The organism is Pseudothermotoga sp. U03pept (assembly GCF_051235805.1).
Classification (GTDB): Bacteria; Thermotogota; Thermotogae; order Thermotogales; family DSM-5069; genus Pseudothermotoga_B.
Map to the genome: position 1 here is coordinate 1,807,369 of NZ_JBPNXV010000001.1, position 24,756 is coordinate 1,832,124.

The 24,756-nt window shown below is 44.7% G+C and carries 24 protein-coding genes; 15 read left to right on the forward strand and 9 right to left on the reverse strand.

Translation table 11 applies throughout. The features are described 5' to 3' along the window. Positions 1-10: 10 nt before the first annotated feature. From ACSFC1_RS08845 to ACSFC1_RS08855, 3 genes are read right to left on the reverse strand one after another with little or no spacing between them, the layout of a single operon-like run. Positions 11-775, reverse strand: a complete 765-nt coding sequence (locus ACSFC1_RS08845; protein ID WP_435565737.1) for an ABC transporter permease — start codon at positions 773-775, stop codon at positions 11-13. Next, positions 775-1,557 (reverse strand): ABC transporter ATP-binding protein, encoded by a 783-nt coding sequence (locus ACSFC1_RS08850; protein ID WP_435565738.1) that lies wholly within the window; start codon positions 1,555-1,557, stop codon positions 775-777. Before ACSFC1_RS08850 ends, ACSFC1_RS08845 begins: the two co-directional genes overlap by 1 nt. Then, on the reverse strand, positions 1,532-1,921 hold the full coding sequence (locus ACSFC1_RS08855) for a GntR family transcriptional regulator (protein WP_435565739.1): 390 nt from the start codon (positions 1,919-1,921) through the stop codon (positions 1,532-1,534). The genes ACSFC1_RS08850 and ACSFC1_RS08855 overlap by 26 nt, the downstream gene beginning before the upstream one ends. Positions 1,922-2,077: 156 nt before the next feature. Between ACSFC1_RS08855 and ACSFC1_RS08860 the strand changes: the two genes are divergently transcribed. The 5 genes from ACSFC1_RS08860 (at position 2,078) to ACSFC1_RS08880 (ending at position 7,060) form a co-directional block, all read left to right on the forward strand. Beyond that, entirely contained in the window at positions 2,078-2,944 is an 867-nt protein-coding gene (locus tag ACSFC1_RS08860; RefSeq protein ID WP_435565740.1) for a DMT family transporter, read from the forward strand. A gap of 225 nt (positions 2,945-3,169) precedes the next feature. Further along, a complete protein-coding gene (locus tag ACSFC1_RS08865; RefSeq protein ID WP_435565741.1) occupies positions 3,170-4,498 on the forward strand; it encodes a short-chain fatty acid transporter in 1,329 nt (442 codons plus the stop codon). 4 nt (positions 4,499-4,502) lie between these two features. Further along, positions 4,503-5,717, forward strand: a complete 1,215-nt coding sequence (locus ACSFC1_RS08870; RefSeq protein WP_435565742.1) for an acetyl-CoA C-acetyltransferase — start codon at positions 4,503-4,505, stop codon at positions 5,715-5,717. Between the two features lie 12 nt (positions 5,718-5,729). Then, positions 5,730-6,389, forward strand: a complete 660-nt coding sequence (gene atoD / locus ACSFC1_RS08875) for an acetate CoA-transferase subunit alpha (protein ID WP_435565743.1) — start codon at positions 5,730-5,732, stop codon at positions 6,387-6,389. Then, positions 6,386-7,060, forward strand: a complete 675-nt coding sequence (locus ACSFC1_RS08880) for a 3-oxoacid CoA-transferase subunit B (protein WP_435565744.1) — start codon at positions 6,386-6,388, stop codon at positions 7,058-7,060. The genes atoD and ACSFC1_RS08880 overlap by 4 nt, the downstream gene beginning before the upstream one ends. Before the next feature lie 81 nt (positions 7,061-7,141). Here ACSFC1_RS08880 and ACSFC1_RS08885 read toward each other — a convergent pair whose 3' ends face one another. From ACSFC1_RS08885 to ACSFC1_RS08910, 6 genes are read right to left on the reverse strand one after another with little or no spacing between them, the layout of a single operon-like run. Further along, complete coding sequence (locus ACSFC1_RS08885; RefSeq protein ID WP_435565745.1) at positions 7,142-7,984, reverse strand: MurR/RpiR family transcriptional regulator; 843 nt, start codon at positions 7,982-7,984, stop codon at positions 7,142-7,144. A gap of 51 nt (positions 7,985-8,035) precedes the next feature. Beyond that, positions 8,036-8,914: an ROK family protein gene (locus ACSFC1_RS08890; RefSeq protein WP_435565746.1), complete on the reverse strand. Its 879-nt coding sequence runs from the start codon at positions 8,912-8,914 to the stop codon at positions 8,036-8,038. Between the two features lies 1 nt (position 8,915). Then, positions 8,916-9,542, reverse strand: a complete 627-nt coding sequence (locus ACSFC1_RS08895) for a bifunctional 4-hydroxy-2-oxoglutarate aldolase/2-dehydro-3-deoxy-phosphogluconate aldolase (protein WP_435565747.1) — start codon at positions 9,540-9,542, stop codon at positions 8,916-8,918. Next, the gene (locus ACSFC1_RS08900; RefSeq protein ID WP_435565748.1) at positions 9,542-11,026 is read right to left on the reverse strand and encodes a tripartite tricarboxylate transporter permease; all 1,485 of its coding nucleotides are present in this window, start codon (positions 11,024-11,026) and stop codon (positions 9,542-9,544) included. The genes ACSFC1_RS08895 and ACSFC1_RS08900 overlap by 1 nt, the downstream gene beginning before the upstream one ends. A gap of 12 nt (positions 11,027-11,038) precedes the next feature. Beyond that, positions 11,039-11,464: a tripartite tricarboxylate transporter TctB family protein gene (locus ACSFC1_RS08905; protein ID WP_435565749.1), complete on the reverse strand. Its 426-nt coding sequence runs from the start codon at positions 11,462-11,464 to the stop codon at positions 11,039-11,041. A 46-nt stretch (positions 11,465-11,510) separates the two neighbouring features. Then, positions 11,511-12,446, reverse strand: a complete 936-nt coding sequence (locus tag ACSFC1_RS08910) for a tripartite tricarboxylate transporter substrate binding protein (RefSeq protein ID WP_435565750.1) — start codon at positions 12,444-12,446, stop codon at positions 11,511-11,513. Between the two features lie 539 nt (positions 12,447-12,985). Here ACSFC1_RS08910 and ACSFC1_RS08915 point away from each other — a divergent pair. The 10 genes from ACSFC1_RS08915 to ACSFC1_RS08960 are packed head-to-tail and all read left to right on the forward strand — an operon-like array spanning position 12,986 to position 24,755. Further along, complete coding sequence (locus tag ACSFC1_RS08915; protein ID WP_435565751.1) at positions 12,986-13,756, forward strand: ParA family protein; 771 nt, start codon at positions 12,986-12,988, stop codon at positions 13,754-13,756. Position 13,757: 1 nt separating this feature from the next. After that, positions 13,758-14,066, forward strand: a complete 309-nt coding sequence (locus ACSFC1_RS08920; protein WP_435565752.1) for a hypothetical protein — start codon at positions 13,758-13,760, stop codon at positions 14,064-14,066. After that, positions 14,063-15,553, forward strand: coding sequence for an Hsp70 family protein (locus ACSFC1_RS08925; RefSeq protein ID WP_435565753.1), 1,491 nt, complete (start codon positions 14,063-14,065; stop codon positions 15,551-15,553). Before ACSFC1_RS08920 ends, ACSFC1_RS08925 begins: the two co-directional genes overlap by 4 nt. Positions 15,554-15,566: 13 nt before the next feature. Then, a complete protein-coding gene (locus ACSFC1_RS08930) occupies positions 15,567-16,604 on the forward strand; it encodes a HEAT repeat domain-containing protein (protein WP_435565754.1) in 1,038 nt (345 codons plus the stop codon). 2 nt (positions 16,605-16,606) lie between these two features. After that, positions 16,607-17,440 (forward strand): CheR family methyltransferase, encoded by an 834-nt coding sequence (locus tag ACSFC1_RS08935; protein WP_435565755.1) that lies wholly within the window; start codon positions 16,607-16,609, stop codon positions 17,438-17,440. 4 nt (positions 17,441-17,444) lie between these two features. Then, a complete protein-coding gene (locus ACSFC1_RS08940; protein ID WP_435565756.1) occupies positions 17,445-17,816 on the forward strand; it encodes a response regulator in 372 nt (123 codons plus the stop codon). A 4-nt stretch (positions 17,817-17,820) separates the two neighbouring features. Beyond that, positions 17,821-20,217, forward strand: a complete 2,397-nt coding sequence (locus tag ACSFC1_RS08945; RefSeq protein WP_435565757.1) for a chemotaxis protein CheA — start codon at positions 17,821-17,823, stop codon at positions 20,215-20,217. Positions 20,218-20,230: 13 nt separating this feature from the next. Next, complete coding sequence (locus tag ACSFC1_RS08950) at positions 20,231-22,201, forward strand: methyl-accepting chemotaxis protein (RefSeq protein WP_435565758.1); 1,971 nt, start codon at positions 20,231-20,233, stop codon at positions 22,199-22,201. A gap of 3 nt (positions 22,202-22,204) precedes the next feature. Then, positions 22,205-23,674 (forward strand): chemotaxis protein CheW, encoded by a 1,470-nt coding sequence (locus ACSFC1_RS08955; protein WP_435565759.1) that lies wholly within the window; start codon positions 22,205-22,207, stop codon positions 23,672-23,674. Then, positions 23,607-24,755: a protein-glutamate methylesterase/protein-glutamine glutaminase gene (locus ACSFC1_RS08960; RefSeq protein ID WP_435565760.1), complete on the forward strand. Its 1,149-nt coding sequence runs from the start codon at positions 23,607-23,609 to the stop codon at positions 24,753-24,755. The genes ACSFC1_RS08955 and ACSFC1_RS08960 overlap by 68 nt, the downstream gene beginning before the upstream one ends. The last annotated feature ends 1 nt before the right edge of the window (position 24,756 follow it).

Below are 24,756 nucleotides of genomic sequence, written 5' to 3' on the forward strand. Positions count from 1 at the left end.
TCACCACCTTTCAAAATTCCTTTCTAAGAAAGAGATCGTAACTCAAGAAAAACAATACAGTCGATAGAATGAGTAAGCCAGTTGTGTATCTCAGGTCCACACCGCCAGTCTGAAAAACCTTGCTACCCAGAACGTATGCGTAAGTGTTGAAAAATCTGAGAGCTTTGACCACACCCAAAGCTGTACTGATCGCCAAAAGACCAATGCTCATTAAAATGGGCTTTACCTGATCGTTCGATAGGACAGAAAAAAGCAGTGAGACAGTAAACCAAAAGGTAGCTCCGACGAGTGTGTGAACAAAGAATCCCCACAGCCGATCGTAATTGAGACTCTCTCTTACAAAAAGCGAGTAAACAGCTGGAAGTAGTGAGAAGATAGTCATCTGAATTAGCAAGATCGAAAGTCCGAGCAGTGACTTTGAAAAGAAAACTTCATTTCTGCTTCTTCTTGTTACAAGAAACTCTATTGTTCTGTTTTCACTTTCCCTTGCGAACAAGGGGAAAGCCATGATAATTGCTATTATTGGTACGATCTGTCCAAGGTTCTTGCCAAACCACTGGCTGAAGATGTAAAAATTCCAGTCGCTCAAGTTTTCCACAAAAGTCTTTGGAATGAACTTCTCTAAGAACTTGGGCATGTTTTGTACCTCGGTGTATTGTTTGAGCATCTCCACTGTGATCTCTTGAAATGGTGCAAGAACAAAGAAAAGTCCCACACCTATTGCGAGAATTACAAAACTCCTGAGTCTCAGATCGTAGAACTCCTTTTTGAGCATTATTTCACCCCCTTGACTATTGACTCAAAGATGGCATCGAAGTTTGCCGGCTCGACAACACCTTTCGCTGACTCTTTCCTTGCAACATAAATATCTTCGTTTTCTGTGCTCTTGTAGTGAAAGCCATCGATCTTTTCTCCCTTTGGCACAACACAAAGAACATACTTCTCCTTGAGATTGTCCAGGCTGTCCACCTCTGCAATCTTTCCTTTCACCATTATCGCAACAACGTCTGCTACCTTCTCCACTTCTGCCAGAATATGGCTTGTGTAAAAGACAGTCCTTCCGTCATATGTGAGTGCTCTGATCAGCTCTAATATCCTGTTTCTCATGATTGGATCCAGCCCCCACGTGGGTTCGTCCATGAAATAGATATCAGCTTTTTGTGAAAGCACCAGAGCCATGTAGGTCTGTGTCAACATTCCATGAGAGAGATTTGCTATCTTTTCTCTGAGTGGAATCTGAAATTCATCGAGCAACTCAATGCATTTGTTCTTCTCGAAGTTCTGAGTAACCGATGAACTCACTTCAACCATCTTCTCAACGGTGAGATACCTATACAGTTCCTTTGTCTCAGGCAGATAGGCAAAAGAACCATTCAGTAGTATCTTTCCCGAATCTGCTTTTCTCAAATTCAAAATACACTTGATAGTCGTTGTCTTACCAGCACCGTTAGGTCCTAAGAGGGCAAAGATGCTACTCTCTTCAACTTGAAAGCTCACGTTGTCAACTGCTCTGTTTTGCTTGTAAGTTTTCTTAAGCCCTTCTACTTTCAAAATCATCTTCATTCCTCCCATAAATCATCTCGAGTTTTTCTTTCAAGACCTTCAAGTCTATTCCGACTCTCTTGCAGTCAACCGTGGCACGTTCAAATTGCTCAATCAGCTGGTTGGTAAAATCCTCCTCGTTCAGTTCACCAACCACATAGCCTTCACCCCTAACTGGTTGGAGCACACCCTCGCTCATCAGCTCTCTGTAAGCCCTTGCGACGGTGTTTATGTTCACCTGAAGGTCCTGCGCCAAACTGCGTATTGATGGTACAAAATCATCTTTCCTCAGCTTGCCAGACTTGATCAGCGCCTTCATCTTCTCTTTGATTTGCTTGTAAACTGGCACTGGAGAACTAAAATCTACTGAAAACCACATCTTTCTACCTCCGTACACTGTAATAGTACAATATTACAGCAGACATGTCAAGACCGAACAGGGTGAGAAAGTCATCGTTTTGTTACTGTGTCAACAGATTTCTTGGGGTAAAATTCATCGCGTGAGAAATCTTTATCTCTTGAAAGGGGATAGATCGTGCATTTCACAGTTGTTCTGGCTGGTATTGGTGTCTCGTTGATCTTTGGTCTTTCCTTTCTTTTTACCAAGAATGCGCTCGATTATCTTTCACCAATGACTTTGCTGTCCTATCGTTTCTTAGTAGCCCTCATCTTCTTCATCATATTGCTGACATTTCGTCTCTTGAAACTTGAAAAGAAGCCTTACTGGAAGCTGTGGAAATTGGTATTGTTTCAACCAGTACTTTATTTCATCTTTGAAACTTACGGTGTTGAAAGAATCAATTCTTCGGAGGCTGGAATGATAGTTGCCCTCATCCCGATTGTTGTAAATCTTCTGGCAATATTCATGTTGAAAGAAAAAGCAGACCTTTCACATTACTCTTTGGTATCTCTTGGCTTTGTGGGGGTAATTTTCATTGTAGGAGTTGATCTTTCCCCTGAGAATCTCTTAGGAAAGATGTTGATGCTGTTGGCTGTTCTTTCAGCTGGTTTTTATACGATCTGCTCAAGGAAACTTTCAAAAGAGTTCACTCCCCAGCAGATAACATTCTTTATGATGCTGAGCGGGTTTTTGTTCTTCACAATAGTTGCTCTCATAACAGAAGAGATGAAATTCGTTCCCAATCCTCAAGCATTCGTAAGTGTTCTTTATCTTGGTGTATTTTCATCTGCAGCAGCTTTTTTCTTGCTGAATTACATGGTTAAGAGGGCTTCTCCCACCTTCACAACACTCTTTTCAAATCTCACAACGGTGATCTCTGTATTGGCTGGAGTGATCTTCAGAAATGAAACAGTGAAGACGCAACAAATCTTTGGAATGATTCTCATATTACTTTCTCTTTCATTGGCAACCCTGAGAAGGGAAAAGATCTCTCAGTCTTAGATTTCGCTTCGCAAAGCTTCAGATTGTACCCCATATTTTGCTAAAAGAATATGTTTACTTTCACAGTTTGTCTACTAACTACTGATCAAGAGATTAGAGAAAAAAATCACAATACGCGTTTGTTAGGTATCTTTAAGTATATTGCACTGTCTATTAGTTTTGCCTGTGGGTTCTTGGTATAGTACAATCTGTATGTCTGAACATCTTAACGAGGAGGGTGAGAGAATGCTTAGAGTTCTGGGTAGTGCTTTTTCCAAGTTTGCAAAGAGGTATTTACCAGATGCGTTGATCTTTGCTATTCTCCTGACGTTACTAACCTTTGTTCTCGGTATGATAGTCCAGCAAAAGAGTCCCATGGATATGATTCGTTACATGGGCGATGGTTTCTGGAGCTTGCTTTCATTCGCAATGCAGATGTGTCTTGTGCTCATGACTGGGCATATTCTTGCTCAGACGAAGCCCATGGCAGCTATACTTAAAGCAATTGCGAAGGCTGCAAATACGCCTTTCAAAGCCGTCACTCTTGCTTGTGTCGTAATGATAATCACGAGCTATTTAAACTGGGGCTTTGGCTTGATCTTCACTTCGCTTTTGGCAATCGAGATAGCAAAGAACATGAAAGGAAAAGGGTTGCACTATCCATTGCTCGTTGCTTCAGCATACTCTGGCTTCTTGGTTTGGCACGCAGGGCTTTCGGCATCTGCACCACTCTTGGTTAACACCAAGGGGCATTTTCTGGAAAAAACCATTGGTTTGGTCCCGGTTTCACAAACGATCTTTGCTCCTATTGGCTATCTGCCTGTAATCGTACTGTTGGTAACCTTACCGTTCATCATGGCAGGAATGCATCCGAAGAAAGAAGAAGTTGTTGAAGTTGATCCTGCCGTTTTCACTGAAGCAAAGAAGGCTCCAAAGAAAAACTGGTCTGAGATGACACCCGCTGAGAAGATGGAGTACAGTCCTGTCTTGTCTGTGATCATTGGCATCATCGGCTTGGTTTACATTCTCTACTACTTCTTTGTCAAGAAAGGATCTCTGGATTTGAATATCGTGAACTTCATCTTCTTGATGTTGGGAATCCTATTACACGGCACACCGAAGAATTTCATAAATGCTGCTATTGAGGCTGGCAAAACTGTGTGGGCTATCGTTGTGCAATTTCCATTTTATGCAGGTATCATGGGTATGATGATAAACTCTGGTCTTGCTGCAACGATAGCTAACTGGTTTGCCTCTTTCTCGACTGCAAGAACACTACCATTGTTCACATACTGGAGTGCCGGATTGATTAACCTGTTCGTCCCATCTGGCGGCGGTCAGTGGTCTGTCCAAGGACCTATCATGATTGAGGCAGCACAAAAGATCGGTGCGTCAGTTCCAAAGGTGATCATGGGTGTCGCATGGGGCGATGCTTGGACAAACATGATTCAACCTTTCTGGGCTTTGCCACTTTTGTCTGTTGCAAAGCTTGATATACGCGACATAATGGGCTATTGCGCAATGGCATTGATCTGGAGCGGCATAGTTACGAGCTTGCTGATACTGATTCTCTGAGGAGGTGAAAGAATTGAGAAAAGTTTACATCGTAGGTGCTAAGAGAACGGCGATAGGAACCCTCGGTGGTACTTTGAAGGACATACCAGCAGTACAGCTTGGAGTCGCTGCAGCAAAGGCAGCTATGGAGCAAGCGAAAGTAAAACCTGAATGGGTAGATGAAACGATCATCGGAAACATTCTCATGGCAGGACAAGGTATGGGACCTGGCAGACAAGTTGGCATATATGCTGGTGTTCCTGCCGAAAAGCCGGGATACACAGTGAACATGCTCTGCGGCTCTGGCATGAAGGCAATAATGATCGGTGCAGTCGACATCATGTCTCAGGAAGCTGAGATAGTGCTCGCCGGTGGGATGGAGAGCATGAACAACGCGCCATACTTACTGCAAAAGGCAAGGTTTGGATACAGACTCGGCAACGGTGAATTAGTTGACCACATGGTCTTTGATGGTTTGACTGACGTTTTCAACATGTACCACATGGGTATGACGGCAGAAAACTTGGTTGAAAGATACGGCATCAGCAGAGAAGAACAAGATATGTTTGCGTACAAAAGTCAGATGAAAGCAAAAAAAGCGATAGAAACAGGCAGATTCAAAGACGAGATCGCACCGTTTGTGATCAAAGACAAAAAAGGAGACAAGATCTTCGACACCGATGAACATCCAAGATTTGACACAACACTTGAAACGTTGGCAAAGCTGAAACCTGCCTTTAAGAAAGATGGCACAGTCACCGCGGGAAACGCCTCGGGAATAAACGATGGAGCCTCTGTCACAGTTCTTGCAAGTGAAGATGCGGTCAGAAAATATGGTTTGAAGCCTTTGGCAGAGATCGTAGCCTTTGCTCAGCATGGTGTTGATCCGAGTATCATGGGTATCGGTCCAGTCGGTGCGATATCGAAAGCATTGAAGCGTGCAAACCTGAAGCTTACAGACATTCAATTGATAGAACTCAACGAAGCCTTTGCTGCACAGAGCTTGGCGGTTCTGAGAGATCTTAAGAAGGAACATGATGTCACAGACGATTGGCTCGAAGAAAGGGTTAATGTAAACGGAGGAGCAATTGCACTTGGTCATCCCATTGGAGCAAGTGGAAACAGAATAACCGTTACACTTCTGTACGAGATGAAGAAGAGAAATCTCGAACTTGGTCTTGCAAGCTTGTGCATCGGTGGCGGTATGGGTACAGCCTTAGTCATTAAGAACATCGATTAGGAGGTGCAGCAAATGAAGAACAAAGTTATAACAGTGGAACAAGCCATTGAGATGATACCCGATGGTGCAACCTTGATGATAGGAGGATTTCTCGGAGATGGAACACCGGAACTCCTTGTGGACGCGCTGATCAAGAGCGGCAAGAAGAACTTTACGATCATCGCAAACGACACGGCTTTCCCAAACAAGGGCATAGGAAAGCTCATAGTAAACAAAATGGCAAAAAAGGTGATCGTTTCACACATTGGTACCAACCCAGAGACGCAGAAGCAGATGATTGAAGGTACGCTCGAAGTAGAACTCGTTCCACAAGGTACGTTGGCAGAGAGAGTGCGTGCTGGTGGTTTTGGCCTTGGAGGCATTTTGACACCGACAGGCGTTGGCACAGTCGTTGAAAACTCAAAGCAGAAAATAGCAATCGATGGCACAGAGTACCTTGTCGAAACAGCTCTGAAGGCAGATTTTGCTCTGATAAAAGCTCAAAGAGCAGATTTTTATGGCAATTTGTTCTTCAACTTCACATCAAGAAACTTCAACCCACTGATGGCATTTGCCGCAAAGACAACGATCGTCGAAGTGGAAGAACTTGTACCAATTGGAGGGCTTTCGCCAAATGAGATCCATACACCTCATGCTGTTGTCGACTACATTGTAAGGGGGAATGCCAGATGATACAAGATCAAGAACTCGCAAAGGTCGTAATTGCCAAGAGAGTAGCACTTGAACTGAAAGACGGAGACGTTGTCAACCTTGGTATTGGCATTCCAACCTTGGTAGCCAACTACTTACCGCCGAAGGTAGAGATCTTCTTGCAGTCAGAGAACGGCATACTCGGAATGGGTCCTGCCCCTGCGGCTGGGTACGAACATCCCAACTTGACGAATGCCGGCGGTTCACCAATAACCTTCCTTCCTGGTGCTTGTGCCTTTGATTCAGCAACGTCCTTTGGTCTCATAAGAGGTGGGCATGTGGATGCAACGGTCCTTGGTGCACTGCAGGTGGACGAAGAAGGGCACTTGGCAAACTGGATGATACCGGGTAAGATGGTCCCAGGCATGGGTGGGGCAATGGACCTTGTAACTGGTGCAAAGAAAGTGATAGTCGCGATGCAGCATGTTGCAAAAGGTAATGCACCAAAGATAGTGAAAAAGTGCAGTTTACCACTGACTTCTATAAGAAGAGTCGATCTGATCGTCACAGATATGGCAGTCATCGAAGTGACCCAAAAAGGCTTGGTTTTGAAAGAGGTGGCACCACAAACAACAGTCGAAGAAGTTATCAAGTACACCGAAGCAACTTTGATAGTACCTGAGAAAGTTCCTGTTATGCCGGTAAATCTGTGAGTGTTGATAGAACAAGAAAGCGGGCGTACGCCCGCTTTTTCTCATCTACTATGTAAAAAAACAAGGAAAATAACTCCAATCTTACTCGAAACCATAGTCACGTCTGATCTGTTCCAATGCTTTGAGATTTTCAAGACTTGCTCGATTGACAGCTGCAAACTCAAAGAGCAAGGCATCTGCCATAATCACAGGTATCGCCATCGATCTGTAGTTGCCTATGCCACCTCTTTGAGTCACAATCGTCTCGTCGGCTAACTCATTCAGAGGGTTGAGGATCTGATCTGTGAACAAGATGTTCTTGCCTTCTCTCTTACGTGTCTCGGCAAAGAGTATTCGCAGCTCAAAGTTTATCTTTCTATAAGCGAATCCCACTGAAAGATCGTTCTTTCTCAGATTCGCTATATGTTCAAAGAACGAGCGTCCCGTTGTTCCAAAAAGCCACGTCTTCTTGCCAAAACGGTTAAGCCAAAAAGCAAGTTCTTGTGCAGGTACCAAAGCGGCGCCTTCACCAAAGATATACACGTCATTTGACTCATTCAATATCTTTGCAGCCCTTTTCAAAGCCTTCGTCAATTCCAAAATATCCATCTTGTTGCAGACTTCTAAATGGGTGCCCAAAAGTTCTTGCAAGACTGTTTCAGATTCTGTCCTCTTGAGCCCATCTTCGACCTTCTTTGAAGAAGTTAGATTCAAGATCAAAGCACGCTGAAATTCTTCTTTCATCGATGAATAGCCATTGTAGCCGAGACTGCGCGCAAACCTTATCACCGTTGCTTCACCCACTCCACATGCTTTGGCAAGTTCTTCTGCACTCATCAAAGTTATCTTGCTCGGATTATCAATCAAATACTCTGCAACCTTCCTCTGAGTTTTGGTGAGGGTGTGATAGATCTTTTGTATTCTTCTTTTGTATTCAGCATTCATTTGCTCTTCACCCTGAACCTTCGCTTTTGTCTCTTCACATTGATTCCTCTTTCATCCGTAGAGCTTTCGAGCTAAGAGAACAGCACCAACCACCTGTGGGTTTGGTTCAACAACAGAGAGTTCCACTGAAACCTTCTTACCCGGTAATTTGTAGTAGTTCTCACTTATGAATCTTATCACCAAGTCAGTGTAGAATTTGTTTTTTGTTAACCCCCCACCCAGTACCAACCTATCCAGATCAAGAAGGTCTACGATGTTTGTAAGAAATCTCCCCAGAACCCTTGCCGCATGCAAAACCAAGGTATGGTATGGTTCAAGTTCTCTTTGGGCAAGGCTTAAGATCTCTTCTGCAGGCAGATCTTGATTTAGCAAAGTTCTCACCTGTGACTGTAAACCTTTCCCAGAGGCAATTGCTTGTAGACATCCTCTGCGTCCACAACTACACTCAGGACCATCCTCTTCTAAAGTTGTGTGACCTATCTCGCCAGCTCCGTAGTGTGACCCACGATAGATCTTCCCATCTACGACGATGCCTGAGCCAATACCTGAACTCAACGTCACGTACACCAAATTCTTCACACCGTTTCTGACAAGGAATTCGGCATAAGCTGCAACGTTACAGTCGTTTTCCACAATTCCATTTGGTCCCAAAAACTTGGAAAGTTGGTCTTTCAAAGGAAAGTTCTTCCAGCCAAGGTTTGGTGACCAAAGTACCGTTCCTTCTTCGTCAACAGCGCCAGCCGTGGAAACTCCCCAGATGGTGATCTTGTCCTTGTACTCTCCCAGCGCAAGAATGAGTCTTTCGAAAAAGGATACCGACCCCTTCTGTGGTTCTGTAGGAAACTGCACAGTCTTGAACGGCGTGATTTTGCTCTCTTCAAAGAAAGCAACCAAGGTCTTTGTGGCACCTATATCGATACCCAGTTGCACTTCAATCACCTGCGTAAGCTGCTATCTTCTTGATCCGCTGTGACAGCTCTGAAATATCACCCTTGGCAAGCAACGACTTGTTGGCAATGTAAGAGCCTATGCCCACTGCTACGGCACCTGAGTTGAAATAGGCAGATATGTTTTCTGGTGTCACACCACCAAAAGGCATGAATTCCACATCTGGAAATGGACCATGGTAAGATTTGAGCAACCTCAAACCTTCAACGTCTGCCGGATACAACTTGACAAGTCTGAAGCCCTCGTTGTACGCCATCTGCACATCTGTTGGTGTGTAAACACCAGGAATGTAAGGTATATTATCTTTTTTAGCCAACTCTGCAACGATCTTACTGAAACCTGGGCTGAGCACATAACTTGCACCAGCTTTTATTGCTTGAACGTACATCTTTTCATCGAAGATCGTACCAGCTCCAAGGAAGATCTGGCTCTTAAACTCTTCTTTGACAGCTTTGAGAATCTCATCTGCTCCTTTATCTGAAAAACTTACCTCAAGACAGTTTAGATTGTTCTTCAAAAGTAAACTGCACAGCAGTAAGGTTTCATCTTTGTTCAAACCACGAACGACAATGAGTATCTTGTTTCGTTTCAAATGTTCCAGCAACTTCATCATCTCCTATTTATCTGACGTCTTTTCAAAGAAGCCGATATCAGTGAAAGAACAGAAAGAACCAACAGAACGAGTGATATCGGTTTGCTGAGAAAGATTGAAAACTTTCCTCCACTGAGGATCAAAGCCCTTCTCATGTTAGCCTCAGCCATGGGTCCAAGAATCAGCGCAAGAACGATTGGTCCTAAAGGTATATCGAGCAATCTGAAGACGAAGCCTGCAATACCTGCTATCAACGCAATTGAAAGATCAAAGAGGCTGTTGTTTATTGCATAGCTACCAATCAAAGAAAGAGAGATTATCGTAGCCCAGATAAAGTTCTGCGGCAAAGACAGAAACTTCGTCAGTGCCTTGGAAGCAAAGAATCCCACAGCAAGGAAGGCTACGTTGGCAAGTAGCATGAGTGTTATAACCATGTAAACGAAGGCGGCGTTGTCGCGAAACATGACCGGTCCAGGCTGTACTCCATACATGATGAAAGCACCTATAAGTACAGCTGTAACTGCATCGCCGGGCAGTCCAAGTGCCATCATCGTGGTGAGCGCACCTCCAAGGCAGGCGTTGTTCGCGGTCGTAGAAGCGGCTAAACCTTCGATGGAACCTTCGCCGTATTCCTTTGGATTCTTAGCTACTCTTTTGCTTTGATCCCATGCAACTAAGCCGGCTATATCTGCACCTGCACCAGGTATGGCTCCTATGACAATGCCTATCAACGACGAAAGCAGTGTAACAGGTGTCAAAGTCTTTATTTCTTTGACAGTCGGCACTACCCTTCCAAGTTGTTTGGGAGACTCTATACGAGCTGAAGCAACTCTCTTTAAAAAGACTTGGTAGAAGACCTCACCTATGCCAAAAAGACCTATCATGACAGGTATGAAAGAGATGCCGTTGAGCAACTCCATTCTCCCAAAGGTGAAACGTGTCGAGCCAAAGATTGGATCTAAGCCAACCAACGATATTGCAAAACCCAAAAAGCCTGCGATCAAGCCTTTGACAACAGATTTTCCAGAGACTGCCACCATCGTAGATAGTCCAAACAACGCAAGGGCTGTGTACTCTGCTGGACCAAAAGATAATGCAAACCTTGCCAAAGGAAAACCCACCAAAACGAGAGCAAGCACACCCATGATTCCACCGAAGAATGAGTACAAAACGTTGATTCCAAGAGCCAAACCTGCCATACCTTTTCGCGTGAGTTTGTAACCATCGAACGTTGATGCAATTGAAGCAGGTGTACCTGGCGTGTTTATCAAAATTGCGGAAATACCACCTGAAAAGATCGCCGAATTCCACACACCAACGAGCATAGCCAAGCCACGATTTGGTTCGAGCCAGAAGGTCAACGGTGTGAGAATTGCCACCGCCATCGTCGCAGTTAAGCCTGGGAGTGTTCCTATCAAAAGTCCAGAGAAAGTGCCAATTAGAAGGTACAAAATTGCTCCTGGTTCTATCGACTGAAGAAAACCTTGTAGGAACTGCTGCATTGAATCACCTTCTTAAAACAAAAGTGCGTGAAAAACCTTGCCAAACAAAAGATAGATGCCACTGGAAAGACTGATTGAACCAATCAATGCCCAATACCACTTTGCTCCGGAAATCATCTGTAGCAGAAAGATCATCACAGTCGTATTGAGCATGAAATTTCCTCTACCCCATAAACCAACGTATCCAGTAGCGATTCCAATGAACAAAATGGTAGTTCCCCAGTCACCTTGCAACTTTGAAGTTACCTTCCCTTTGCTCAGGTTTCTAACAGTCAACACCAGCAACGCCACCGACAAAACCAGAATAACCACACCAATAATCGTCGGAAAGAAACCTGGTCCTGGGAGATTTGCAACTCCTTCAGGTAACTTCGAAGCTTCTATCAACAGCAGAATCGAGAAAATTACAGCAATAATTGAGAAGACCAAGTCTTTCATCTTTCAACACCTCAATCAAATGGCTGCCCAAAGGGCAGCCAAGATCTCACTTACCGAGCGCTTTTGGTATCAGCTCCATGTACATGTTGTACTGGGCTATTGCAAAGGCTTTGAACTGTTCACCGTCGAGATAAGCTGGTGTCATTCCCCTATCGCTGAGAAACTTCTGAAAGGCATCGCTGTCATACGCCTTTTTGAAGGCATCGGCAAGAGTTTTGTAGACCTGTGGATCGACTCCTTTTGGCAGTGCAAGTCCACCCCAAGCCGCCACAGAAACATCATAACCCAGCTCCTTCAAGGTTGGAATATCTGGGAAAAGAGGAGATCTTTCATCACTCAAAACTGCAAGTATTTTGAGCTGTCCTGATTCAACACCAGATCTGACCTCCGTTGGACTCACCGTCACGGCGGTGATGTGACCACCCATGAGTGCTGCGACCGCAGGAGCTGCACCATCAAATGGCACGTGGACCAGCTTTGTTCCTATTGCCTTTTCAAGGCTCAGCGCTGCAATATGCCATATCGAGCCAGGTCCTGAATTGCCAACAGTTACCGTACCTGGATGAGCCTTGACATAATCGATGAACTCTTGAATCGTCTTCCAAGGTGCATTGGCTCTGACTGTAACAGCTGCAGGAATCACCATGATTCTCATAACCAAATCGAAGTCCTCTGGACCAAAGTCAGCGAAGCCTAATGCCTTGACCATCGACAGTTCAACAGGCACATACCCCATCGTGTAACCGTCTGGTTTGCTCGTCTGAAGTCTTTTCATCGCAATAGCTCCAGACGCACCCGTGATGTTTGTACAAGTGATTGGAACACCAAGGATCTCCTGCGCGATCGCAGTGATCGTACGTGAAACCATGTCCGATGCCCCACCAGGTGCTGCCTGAATGATGAAGGTGATCGGTTTGTCAGGGTATGCAGCAAGAACAAAAACAGCAACTAACATCAGCAAGAAAATTACCAATTTTCTCATAGAACTACACCTCCTTTTGAAGTAATAGCTTCATGTAAAAGTGAATTTGAATCTTTTGCTTCACAATCAACTTACCACAGTTTACAAAAGCTGGCAAAGTCTATTCAAAACAATCCATCGTCGATAATGTCGTTTTTAGCCATATATCTTTCGAATTCTAATCAAATGGAAATTTATCTTCAAATATCGTGGTTTTTCTTCCTCGCACAGATGACTTTTACCGTAAGAACATGTGGAAAGCAGGTTAACTCCAAATGGAACCTACCAGGTGGGTAATACTGCTAACAAGTTTTCACCTTCGAATGTATTCACAATAAACATTATAGACAGACATCAGGTTCATAAAACTGTGAAATCATACTTGACAAAAACTAACAGAATCTTTTGTAGACTTTCCAAATCATTGTAACATTTTCTCACATGTTAGGTCAAGTACAATCTATTTTTACCCAAATCTACGTGCTGATTATAGCTCTCACTACTAATCTTATTAGACTATCAATAATGTTTATTTTTGTATCATTTGGAGCTGACCTCAGATGGCAAAAATAATAAGCATCAGCAACAGGAAAGGCGGCGTCGGGAAGACTACACTCGCATATAATCTTTCTGCCCTCTTATCGGACATGGGTAAGAAATGTTTGTTGCTTGACCTTGATTCACAGGCACATGCAACAATCCACACAGGGCTCGAGCCTCTGAAGATCAAGTACGGTGTGTACGAAGCCCTGATCGATTTTCTGAACAATCAACATGTTAGGAAAGATGTCCTGTACAGGCAAAACGAACTATTTGTTCTGCCTTCAAACGGAAAGATTGCAGCTTTAGAGGTCGAACTGGACCAGCTACCAAATAGAGAAAGCGTACTGAAAGACTTCCTTTTAGATTACGATCGCGATTTTGACTACATCTTCATAGACACGCCCCCATCACTTGGACTTACCGTCATAAATGCCCTTGTGGCATCACAGTACCTACTCGTACCAGTGAGACTTGATTTCTTTTCTCTTGTCGGTTTAGCGCAGATGATGAACTTCTACTACAGAACAAATGCCACACTGTCTCCTTCGCTCAAGTTTCTGGGTCTGGTTCCAATAATGTTTTCAGCACAGGCAAAACTCTGCAAAGAAGTACTTCAAGAGCTCCAGAGGACCTTCGAAGATAAGATGATCTTTCCTATTTTGAGAAACGACATAAAGATCGCGGAGGCTTCGAGCCATGGACTACCGATTCACCGATACGCGCCAAAATCGAGGGCAGCACAAGACATTAAAGCGATCGCGGAAGAGGTTCTCAGGAGGACTAACTGAGATGAATAAAAGACTTGGACGTGGTCTGGAGGTGTTCTTTCAAGAGCCTTCTCCAGAGCAGTTGTTTCAAGAAGCACTCAATGCCGAAGAGACTGGTAATTGGTTGATTGCCTTTCATCTATACATGAAGGTTGCTGAGATGGAAAGCAATTTGAAATCGAAGGCTCTAAACAACGCTGCAGCGATACTTGCCGAACATGGATTCGTAGAAAAGGCAATAGAATTTCTCGAACAAGCGATCTTTCTCGATCCTTCAAATTCGCAGGCGAAGGAAAACCTTGTGATACTGCGGGGGGACAAGCGAAAATGATAGTGGGCATCGATTTTGGCACAACGAACACTTTGATTGGCTATGTTGACAGGTCGTTGAGACCACAGATAATTGTCAACGAGCGTGGTTCGAGGATTACCCCAACAGTTGTTCATTTTAAGAACGAGAAGCAGGTCCTCGTTGGAGAGCTTGCAAAATCACAGATGCTCATTAAACCTCATCAAACGATCCTCCGAGTGAAGAGAAGAATGGGTAGCGATCAGAACTATGAAATATTCAAAGAAATCTTCAACCCTTCTGAAATAGCTTCGTTTGTCTTTAGAAAGTGCAAGAACTTTGCCTCTGAGTTCTTAGGAGAGCCCGTCGAAAAAATTGTAGTTACTGTACCTGCATATTTCGATGACAATCAAAGGCAGGCAGTTGCAATGAGTGCGAAACTCGCAGGCTTACAGGTTGTAAAGCTGTTGAACGAACCCACGGCGGCTGCTCTCGCATACGAAATGGAGAATGATTCGGAGAAGATCATCTTGGTGCTTGATTTTGGCGGTGGAACTTTTGACATCACCTTGATGCGGTATCAAGACTCTGTGTACCAGGTGTTGGTGACGGGTGGTAGCACATCGTTGGGAGGATTTGATTTCGACCAAGTACTCGTAGATTGGATCGTGGAAACGGTCAAGAATGAGAAATTCATAGACCTTTCAAAGGATCCCATAGCACTTCAGCAGATTTACAATCATGCGGAACAAGCAAAGATAGATCTTTCTGTCGTTGCCGAAACCAGCATTGTCATACCATATGTAGCTTTATCACCAGAGTATGGACCAGTACACGTGAATCTAAATCTGTCTCGAGAAAGATTCGAGAATCTGACAAAACATCTGCTCGAAAGAGCAAAACAACTGATAATCGATGTTCTGAAGGAAGCAAGCCTACCGCCAGAAAAGGTCGATCTGATAGTCTTCTCGGGTGGTACTTCCAGAATGCCAGCTTTCAGGAGAATTGTGACAGAACTCTTTCCAAACTCCCAGATACTGAGTGAGATAAATCCCGATGAGGTAGTTGCACTTGGTGCGGCAAGAATGGCAGCAATAATCGATGGCAGGCTGAAATCCATAGAGCTCAGAGATGTGGTAGCCCATTCACTTGGAGTATTTGATGATGACGGGCAGTTTGTACCGATCATCGACAGAGGAACTGTATACCCGACGATAGCCACAAAAATCTTCACAAACACAAGGGACGATCAAGACAAAGTCCTCATAAAAATCTTGCAGAAAAGAGATGAAGAACTCGTTGAACTTGGAGATTTTCAGCTCACCTTTGCCAAGAAATGGCAGAAAGAGGAAGCGGCGATAGCAGTCAGTTTCAATATCACTCACGACGGCATTCTCACTGTGACGGCAGAAGAGATGAACACAGGTGAAGCACAGGATGTAACCATACAGGGACACCTTGCAGAAATACGAGTCCCAACACCAGATCAGGCAAGGCTTAGTCTTCTCAACAAGATTGAGGTCCTGTAAGGGGGGACAAGTAGTGAATGAAGAAGAAATACTGAGAAAACTTGATAAGCTCGAACAACTTTCTGAAACTGATGCGCTTGATTTACTGGTAGATCTCTTGGAACAAGGAACACCTTTCGCTCGAGAAATTGCCTTTGAAAAATTGAAAAAGTTGAGAGTGTCGCGAGCATCAAGAAAAATCGCCCAACTCTTGAGAGCTGATGATGCATACTTGCGAAACGCGGCAACTTTGTTGCTGGCAGATCTGTGGGACTTGTCAAGGGACGTCTTAAGGGAACTGGTTCAGGACAAAGACAAGGATGTGCGTAAATTGGCGCTCGATGCGCTTCATTACGTCGCTGACGATCCACTGGTGATAGATATCATCGCGGAGGCTCTGAGAGATGAGGACATAAACAATGTCATTGCTGCTGTTGAATACATTGGAGATCTTGGTGGAGAAAAGTACAAAGGTCAGATACTTGATTTGTTCCTCCAGTCCAAAGATGAATTTCTCACCTGCGCTTGCTTAAACACTCTTGCGAATATTGGCGATGAAGAATGCGCCCGCAAAATAGTGAATTCTTTTCAGAATATTGAAGAAATCGACGACACTGTCTTTATTTCTCTCCTTCGTCTCATGAAAAGCTTTCCGCAGATAATCGATATCAACAAAATGATAAAAATCTCTCTAAACAAATGGAAGATAGCTTTGAAGGAAGTGCTCGACCTATTATCAGTTTACATCGCCGAAGATTTGATCGTCGATGAACAACAAAAAGCAACAGTTGGTGAATTCCTTAAAAGGTTAACCCTTTCAGAGATTCCTTCGGCGAACAAATATGAAGCAGTGATGCTTCTCTCAAAGTTGGATCCAGTATTTACTCGAAAGGAACTGGTGAACTATCTTTACAGTGATGATCCAATGATACAAATCGCAGCGGTTGAACTGATAGGGCAGATGAATCTGAAGGAGTTCACAGAAGACATCGAAAAGATAGCGTCAGAAAGTGAAGATGAAGATCTGAAGTTGGCAGCGATTTACACATTGAATCAGCTGAGAGGGGAATGAAAGTGCCAATAACGCTGGGATTTCGTGAATTCAAAGAAATCAGGGACTTGATATATCAAAAGACAGGCATATTCATAACAGAAGAGAAAATATACCTGCTCAAGAAAAGAGTAGAAAAGCGAATGAGCGAAAAGAGGATGACAAATCCCGAGGAATATGTGAGGTTTCTCAAGTATTTTGACAAGAACGGCGAAGAGTTCAATGAATTGATCAACGAGGTTACCATAAATGAAACATACTTCTTTAGAGAATTTCCACAGCTGCAAGTCTTTGCAGAACACTGCTTGCCGGAATTGATCGAAAGAACAAACGTCAAATTCGTGAAAATCCTCTCTGCTGGTTGTTCCTCCGGTGAGGAACCTTACACGCTCTCGATCATCTGCCGCGAGATGCTTTACCCATCGTACCAATATCACATAATGGCTCTGGATATCGATGACAACGCTCTGAAAAAGGCAGCGGAAGGAATTTATGAAGAACGCTCGATAAAGGATGTACCGAAGGTATACCTAAGAAAATACTTCCAGACGATTGAACGTGGTTACCGAGTGATCGATGAGGTGAGAAAATTCGTCAGTTTCTACAAAATCAATCTTTTCGACGACAAACAATTGCTCAGTTTTGGCAAGGATTTCGATTTTGTCTTCTGTAGAAATGTCTTGATCTATTTTTCAGATGAATCTCGAAGAAAAGTCGTCAACACATTTTACCTCATGATGAAGCCCGGGGCATACATCTTCTTGGGACACTCTGAGTCACTCAGTAGGATAACGACGCTTTTTGAACTGAAGAGAATGGGAAATGGTTTAGTCTACCAAAAGCCGTTGGAGAGGTGAAATAATGGCGAAGATACTCATCGTCGACGATTCGAAAATGACCAGGGATTTTCATGCCTATGTCTTGAGATCGGCTGACTATGAAGTGCTGGAAGCCTTCGATGGGGCAGATGCCATTGAAAAGTTGTACAGAGAACCTAATCTAGCGTGCATACTAACTGATATTAACATGCCCGTCATGGACGGCTTGACAATGCTTAGAAAGATCAGATCGATCCCAGAGTTTTCAAAGCTCCCAGTGATAGTGATAACAACGATCGATAGACCAGAAGAGAAGATGCAGGCGCTCCAAGCAGGAGCCAATTTCTACCTTGTGAAGCCAGTTAAGCCCTCTGTCCTCATTGCGAGTATTCAGATGTTGCTCAAGGGACGGTGATGCAATGAAATTCAAACCCGAAGAGATCGATATCCTCAGGGGTATGCTTGAAGAATCAACGGAACTTCTGAAGGATCTGGAACAGAAGATACTTCTGTTGGAGCAAAACCAAAGCAAAGAAGCCGTCAATGATGTTTTTAGAGTTTTTCACTCCATCAAAGGCTTGGCGGGTTTTGCAAACGTATCAATCATAGTTGAGATTTCACACGCCCTCGAGTCCGTACTGAAGAAGATCAGAGATGAAGGTGTTCCTATCAAGCCCCAATTGATTGACCTGCTACTGGATGGGGGTGATCTGTGCAAATTCGTTTTTCAAAAAATCTCCACATCACTGGAGAGCTATTCTGGCGGAGATCTCGAGGTGCAACTGGAAGACCTTGGTGAGAAAGAGCTCATTGAACAAGCCAAGGCTTACTTCGAACGAGAACAAGAGCAAGGACCGAGAATGGATGAGAGGAAGATCGAGGTCCTGCCAGACGGCTTTGAAAGGGAGGCTTTCTCTGATTTTCTCGACGAACTGGATGAGAACATCACAGAGATAGAGAACAGCCTAATTGAATTTGAAAAACATGAAGATCCCACCTTACTCAATGCAATTATGAGAGGGGCGCACAGCATCAAAGGCGGCGCGCGTTTGCTACTCTCGATCATTGGCGATTCGAAAGATTCAGACAGTGTGAAATACATAGAGAAGATATCCCACAAAATCGAGGATGCGTTGCAGAAAGCTGCGCAAAAGTCAGCAAAAGTCGACCTTCACATGATCTTCAGAAGTTTAGATCTCATCAAGATGCTTGATGATTGCCTGAAAAAGGGTGCAACACTGGATGAAAAGGAGTTGCAGAGTTTTCTTTCAGACACATCATTCGTTGGAGAGAATGAGGTAAAAACTGAAGAAGTGGCTCCCCTTGCTTCTCACGAAGCCTTCTTTAACATTGCATCTCAGTTGATAGAATTCGTTGAATTTCTTATCTCAGACAGCTCAGCTGACAGATCAGAACTCGCACGCATAGCCGAACCCCTCAAGGCTGGTCTGGAGATCATCGGACATCCAGAAAAAATAGAGATGATTGACAGAATTGTCAAGGCTGGTGAATCGGGAAACATTGAAGAACTCAGAAAACTGAGCGATGAATTTTTGTCTTGGCTTAACGGTAAGGAAGAGAGCATCAAATCAGTGCCACAGACTGTTAGCACGCAGCAGACAGTCGAAAGACAGGTCTCCCAAACTGTGAGAATAAAGAAAGCCAAACTCGACACCTTGGTGAATTTGGTTGGAGAATTGATCACCCTGAAGAACACTGTGAAGTACTTGACGAATGAGATCATATCGAGACTTCCACAAATGCAATCGGAACTCAAAAGTGTGGCACTCAGACTCGAGAGATTATCGTACGATTTTCAGTCCTGCACGATGTCGCTCCGAATGACGCCAATTGGCGAGCTCTTTCAAAGGTACAACAGGACTGTTCGTGACCTTGCCAGGTCCTTAGGAAAGAAGGTCGTATTGACCACCGAGGGAGAGGAAGTCGAGCTTGACCGTTCCATTCTCGAACTTCTGAGCGATCCTTTGACACACCTGGTTAGAAACGCCATAGACCATGGTATCGAAGAACCAGATCAAAGAAGAAAGATCGGAAAACCTGAACAAGGAACGCTCACACTCAGGGCATACTACAGGGGTAACTTCGTTTTTGTTGAGGTTCAAGACGATGGACGCGGTATTGATGCTGAGAAAGTGAGAATCAAGGCGATCGAGAGAGAGCTCGCACCGCAAGAACAGATCTTACAAATGTCTGAAGAAGAGGTAATTCAATTCATCTTCTATCCTGGTTTCTCAACGGCTGAAAAGGTTTCCAACCTCTCTGGTAGAGGCGTTGGTATGGATGTCGTGAAGACAAACGTCGAGAACATCGGTGGAAAAGTACTGGTGAAAAGTGAACCAAGGAAGGGCACGACGGTCACCATGATGATTCCACTATCTTTGATGGCTGTCAAGGGATTGCTGGTGCGGATCGGTGCAGATCGTTACGTGATACCCACTGAACTGGTGAAGGAAGCCTTGAAAGTACCTGCCAAATCGCTGCATAACTACAAAGACATGCTCTTCACACAAATACGTGGTGAGATAGTTCCCGTCTTTTTCACTGAACAGTTATTGACACAATCAAATGTGAAGATCACTGAAAAGCAATTTAACTTTGACCTGATACCACTGATCGTAGTGCAAGACCAAGAAGCTCCATTTGCGATTATAGTGGACAGTTTCATTGAAGAGGGAGATTATCTGGTCAAGAGTGTACCGGAGATGGTGCGAAGCAATGGTTTGGTGAGTGGAGCGACCGTTATGGGCGATGGTTCCATTGTTCTGATTCTTGATCTTTCCAAACTAATCAGGTGAAGGAGGAGTTGGCATGGAAAGGAAAAAGTTAGAACTGCCAGAAACAGAGGCAAAAACTGACAAAAAGGCACAGGGAACAGGAATCAAGCTGAAGGAAAACGAGGAAGAATTGAAAATTCGCAGAGAAGAAGCAAAAAAACGTGCCCTTGAACGAGCCAGAGCAAAGACGATGGCTAAACGTCAAGCGCTTGCCGAGCGAATCGCTGGCGCCTCCGAACAATTGCTCTCCGGTGTCGAGGAAGCTTCTGCGGCCGCGGAAGAACTTTCTAAAGCCGTTGAGCAAATTGCGGCGGGTGCTGAGGAATCCTCGAGCGCCGCGGATCAATCAAGAGCAGCTGTCAGTCAGATCTCGGCGAGTGCCACACGCATACAAGAGATGGTCAAAGAAATGGTTGCAGACACCACGAACGCACGTCAAGGGGTCCAGGTCATGACGGAAAGCGTCCAAGGCCTCATAGAATCAGTCGAACAGAGTGCTGCGAAGACTGAAGAATCAGCAAAATTGATAGAAAAGCTTGAAGAAGAATCAAACAAAGTTGGGCAAATAGTCAAGACTGTGGTCATGATCGCGGATCAAACGAATTTGCTCGCCTTAAATGCCGCGATAGAAGCCGCAAGGGCTGGTGAACATGGGAGTGGATTTGCCGTCGTCGCAGATGAAGTGAGAGGGTTAGCGGAGGTATCCGAGAGAGCTGCCAGAGAGATCACCAACGTTGTAGAAGAGATATCCAAGGCTGTCAAGCAAACGGTGAACGATATACAAAGGATTGTCGAAGAATCGAGGGAACAATCACAGCTTGGCGCAGAGATCACAACGGAACTTCAGAACATAGCCAGCGAATTCGATGAATTAGTCCAGCACATGCTGAAGATACAAACGGACATGGACGAGGTGGCAAGAGTTGCGAAAGAACTCCTGGCATCTTCCGAACAAGTTGCGAGTGGTGCCGAGCAGATAAGTTCAGCTGCCGTTGAATCTTCCAAAGCGGTCGAACAGCAGGTTAAAGCTTTCGACGAGATCAAAACTGCAACGCAGGAGTTGGTTGAAATCGCGGAAGAGCTGAAAACTTCGACAGATACAGCAAAATCTGCTGAAACCGTTGCAGCAGCGGCAGAACAGCTGTCTTCGAACATCGAAGAGCTGTCTTCAGCCTCACAACAGATCAATTCTGGCATCGAGCAGTTGAGTAAAGGCGCGCAGTTGCTGTCCGAAGCGACAGAAAAAGGTGTAGGAATAGTTTCAGACCTCTCCAAGAAAGTCAGCGACTTCCAAAGCCTTGCTAATTCCGATCTAAAAAATCTGGAAAACCTTATACAGATTGTGACAGAGAACAGAACAAAGATCGAGAAACTCATATCGAACATTGGGCAAGCCTCACAGAAATATGCTGAAGCGGCAAGAAACGTGGTGGATCTCGAAAACAGATCGATAAAGATTACAAAAACGGTTGACACAATCGACAAGGTCACGATCCAGACAAACATGCTCGCGGTGAACGGCTTCATAGAAGCGGCGAGGGCTGGTGAGTACGGCAAAGGCTTCGCTGTCGTTGCCAACGATATAAGAAACCTGGCAAATGAGTCTGGCTCCAACGCAGAACAGATCAAAGAACTTGTGAGTAACATGCAATATCAAGTGAGATCAGTCTCTGTTGACATCTCCGAATCAGCGAAATCAGCAGCAAATGAAGTTAACAGAGCCAAGGAAACCACAAAACTGGTCGACCAGGTTCGTCACACCTTGGATAAACTGCTCAACTCATTTAAGGATATAACTAAGGAAATCGACCAAATAGCCGCAGCGATAGAGGAAACACAAAAGGCAATCGAACAGATCAACACAGCCGCACAAGAATCTGCATCGGCAATCGAAGAAGCCGCGAAAGGAGCGAGTGAACAAGCCAAGGGAGTTGAAGAACTCGCAAAGGCAATAGAAGAGATAGCTGCTATCGCAGATGAACTACAGACAGAAGTGGGGGTGTAATCTATGACCACCACTGTTGTCACGGATCAATATGTCACCTTCGTTGTTGGCAGCGAAAAATATGCGGTGCCTGTTTCTGAGGTGAGAGAAATCATACGCGTGTCCAAGATCACAAGAGTGCCTCTGGCAGCCGAACACGTTGAAGGGGTGATGAACCTTCGAGGTGAGGTCTTACCGATAATAAACCTGAGAAAATTGCTCAACCTTCCCACACAAGATATCACTTCTTCAAAGGTGATGATCCTGTCATACGAAGGAAGGATGGCTGGAATCATCGTGGATAGGACGGCGCAGGTTATAAGAGCGTCACAAGAAGATCAGCAAGACTCTTCAACTCAGAGCCGTTTCGTTTCCAAGGTGATACGTTCGGGAGAAGAGTTGTACTTGCTGCTCAACGTGGAGGATCTCTTCGAAAAACAGGTGTCGTCGAGCCAAACAAGGGCGGCTGAAATAAATCAGAGATCAACTGAAGAGACCAAAGCTGTGAGTGCTGATAATATTCAAATGATCACCTTTGAGTTGGCTGGAGGTATCTACGCTTTCAAGATAGAAGGAGTTCAAGAGATCATAAGGTACGTCGAACCAATACAGGTACCGGGTGCGCCCCAATACATCAAAGGATTGATTGAACTGAGGAAGAATGTTCTATCCATAGTTGACCTGAGAAGGTTGCTGGAGCTTCCACCAGCAGAAGCTGACGAATTCACCAAAGTGATTGTTCTCAGGATTCAGAACTCTCTGGTTGGAGTCATCGTGGATAGAATTCGTGGGGTACTCAGAACCGAACGATCACGCCTGTTGCCGCCACCAACGGTCAGTGACCAGAGCCATAAAGAGCTGATTGGTGTTGTACACAACGACAACGAGATGATAATGGTTCTGGACCACACCGTCTTTTTGCCGGAGCAAGCCGCCACGCTCAGTGAAGTTAAAACGGATGAAGCGAGTGAGAAAACATCGGCGGAAGAAGAAAAGCAGTACGTCATATTCACCATCTGTGAAGAAGAGTACGGCGTGCAAATTGAGGAAATAAGAGAAATAAACAGGCTCACATCCTTAGCGAAGGTGCCCAGAGCGCCAGAATACATTGAGGGATTAATGAACTTACGTGGCGAGGTGGTACCCGTCATAAACCTCAGAAAGAAATTCAACCTCCCGACAGCGAAGGAGAACGAAATGTCGATCCGCGTAATAGTGAGCGAGATGGCTGGCAGGAAAACCGCTTTCATCGTTGATTCGGTAGTTGGAGTGGAAAGCATACCAACAAAAGCCATAACATCGATGCCTGAAGATATTGCGCTCGGCGAGTCATCGAGGTTTGTCCCTCAAGTTGCACGCATCGACAGTAGAGTGGTTTTGTTGCTGGACTTGACAAAGATACTGACTGAGCAAGAGAAAGAGATCGTTGAAGAGACTGTCGAGAAAAGCTCGAAGACAGAAGGACAATCAAAGAAGCTCAAACGAGCCAAATGAGGTGATTCTTCTGAAGAAGATAGCTGTCTTGGTAGTGGACGATTCTGCGTTGATGAGAAAGACCTTGAAGACATTGATAGAATCTGATCCGTCCCTGGAGGTGATCGACACCGCCAGGGACGGTGAAGATGCCGTAGAAAAGGCTCGAAGACTCCATCCAGACGTGATAACGATGGACGTCAACATGCCGAAGATGGATGGGCTCACGGCGTTGCAGATAATCGTTGAAGAACAGATTGCCCCAGTCGTAGTTGTCTCTTCATTAACCCAAGAAGGCTCTGTTACAGCATTCGAAGCACTCGAGCTTGGAGCTTTTGACTACGTTCCAAAACCTGGTGGAACGGTCTCGTTGAACATGTCTGTCGTACGAGATGAGTTGGTATCCAAGATAAAGGAAGCGTACAAGGCATCAACGAACTCCAGAGTCATGAGAAGGCTTGCAAAGAGTAAAACCATTGTGAGCGTTGATCTGGCAAGAAAAACAAAGAAAGTTTTGCCTGCAGAGACGGATTATTACGGTGTCGCAATAGGAATATCAACCGGTGGACCAAAAACAATTTACGATGTACTGCCGAATCTGCCAGAAAATCTGAATGCAGCCGTTTTTCTCGTGCAACATATGCCTCCTAATTTCACCAATCAGTATGCACAAAGGTTAGATCAGTACTGCGCTTTAAAAGTGGTTGAGGCATCAGATGGAATGGAAATCACACCGGGCGTGGTGTATGTGGGTAAAGGTGGATATCACTTAAAGGTTCGCAAGGGGGACAAAGGGCTTAAGATCTGGCTGTCTAAGATTCCAAAGCATATGTTCATGCCATCTGCAGATGTCATGATGGAGTCCGTTTTGGAACACTTTGGCTCTAAGACAGTCGGTGTCCTCATGACGGGCATGGGTGATGATGGTGCCAACGCGATGGTAAAAATAAAACTGGCGGGAGGTTACACCATAGCGGAATCTGAGGAAACTGCGATAGTTTTCGGCATGCCAGCCGAGGCTATTAACCGAGGAGGGGCATCTGTAGTTCTGCCTTCTTACGAGATAGCACAGCAGATAATTAAAAAGGTGGGGGTGAGGTGAG

Bases quoted from the DNA above. Each gene is read 5' to 3' on its own strand.
- ACSFC1_RS08845 (WP_435565737.1), bottom strand. From the start codon at position 775: ATGCTCAAAAAGGAGTTCTACGATCTGAGACTCAGGAGTTTTGTAATT.
- ACSFC1_RS08850 (WP_435565738.1), bottom strand. From the start codon at position 1,557: ATGATTTTGAAAGTAGAAGGGCTTAAGAAAACTTACAAGCAAAACAGA.
- ACSFC1_RS08855 (WP_435565739.1), bottom strand. From the start codon at position 1,921: ATGTGGTTTTCAGTAGATTTTAGTTCTCCAGTGCCAGTTTACAAGCAA.
- ACSFC1_RS08865 (WP_435565741.1), top strand. From the start codon at position 3,170: ATGCTTAGAGTTCTGGGTAGTGCTTTTTCCAAGTTTGCAAAGAGGTAT.
- atoD (WP_435565743.1), top strand. From the start codon at position 5,730: ATGAAGAACAAAGTTATAACAGTGGAACAAGCCATTGAGATGATACCC.
- ACSFC1_RS08880 (WP_435565744.1), top strand. From the start codon at position 6,386: ATGATACAAGATCAAGAACTCGCAAAGGTCGTAATTGCCAAGAGAGTA.
- ACSFC1_RS08885 (WP_435565745.1), bottom strand. From the start codon at position 7,984: ATGAATGCTGAATACAAAAGAAGAATACAAAAGATCTATCACACCCTC.
- ACSFC1_RS08895 (WP_435565747.1), bottom strand. From the start codon at position 9,542: ATGAAGTTGCTGGAACATTTGAAACGAAACAAGATACTCATTGTCGTT.
- ACSFC1_RS08900 (WP_435565748.1), bottom strand. From the start codon at position 11,026: ATGCAGCAGTTCCTACAAGGTTTTCTTCAGTCGATAGAACCAGGAGCA.
- ACSFC1_RS08905 (WP_435565749.1), bottom strand. From the start codon at position 11,464: ATGAAAGACTTGGTCTTCTCAATTATTGCTGTAATTTTCTCGATTCTG.
- ACSFC1_RS08910 (WP_435565750.1), bottom strand. From the start codon at position 12,446: ATGAGAAAATTGGTAATTTTCTTGCTGATGTTAGTTGCTGTTTTTGTT.
- ACSFC1_RS08915 (WP_435565751.1), top strand. From the start codon at position 12,986: ATGGCAAAAATAATAAGCATCAGCAACAGGAAAGGCGGCGTCGGGAAG.
- ACSFC1_RS08920 (WP_435565752.1), top strand. From the start codon at position 13,758: ATGAATAAAAGACTTGGACGTGGTCTGGAGGTGTTCTTTCAAGAGCCT.
- ACSFC1_RS08925 (WP_435565753.1), top strand. From the start codon at position 14,063: ATGATAGTGGGCATCGATTTTGGCACAACGAACACTTTGATTGGCTAT.
- ACSFC1_RS08940 (WP_435565756.1), top strand. From the start codon at position 17,445: ATGGCGAAGATACTCATCGTCGACGATTCGAAAATGACCAGGGATTTT.
- ACSFC1_RS08945 (WP_435565757.1), top strand. From the start codon at position 17,821: ATGAAATTCAAACCCGAAGAGATCGATATCCTCAGGGGTATGCTTGAA.
- ACSFC1_RS08950 (WP_435565758.1), top strand. From the start codon at position 20,231: ATGGAAAGGAAAAAGTTAGAACTGCCAGAAACAGAGGCAAAAACTGAC.
- ACSFC1_RS08955 (WP_435565759.1), top strand. From the start codon at position 22,205: ATGACCACCACTGTTGTCACGGATCAATATGTCACCTTCGTTGTTGGC.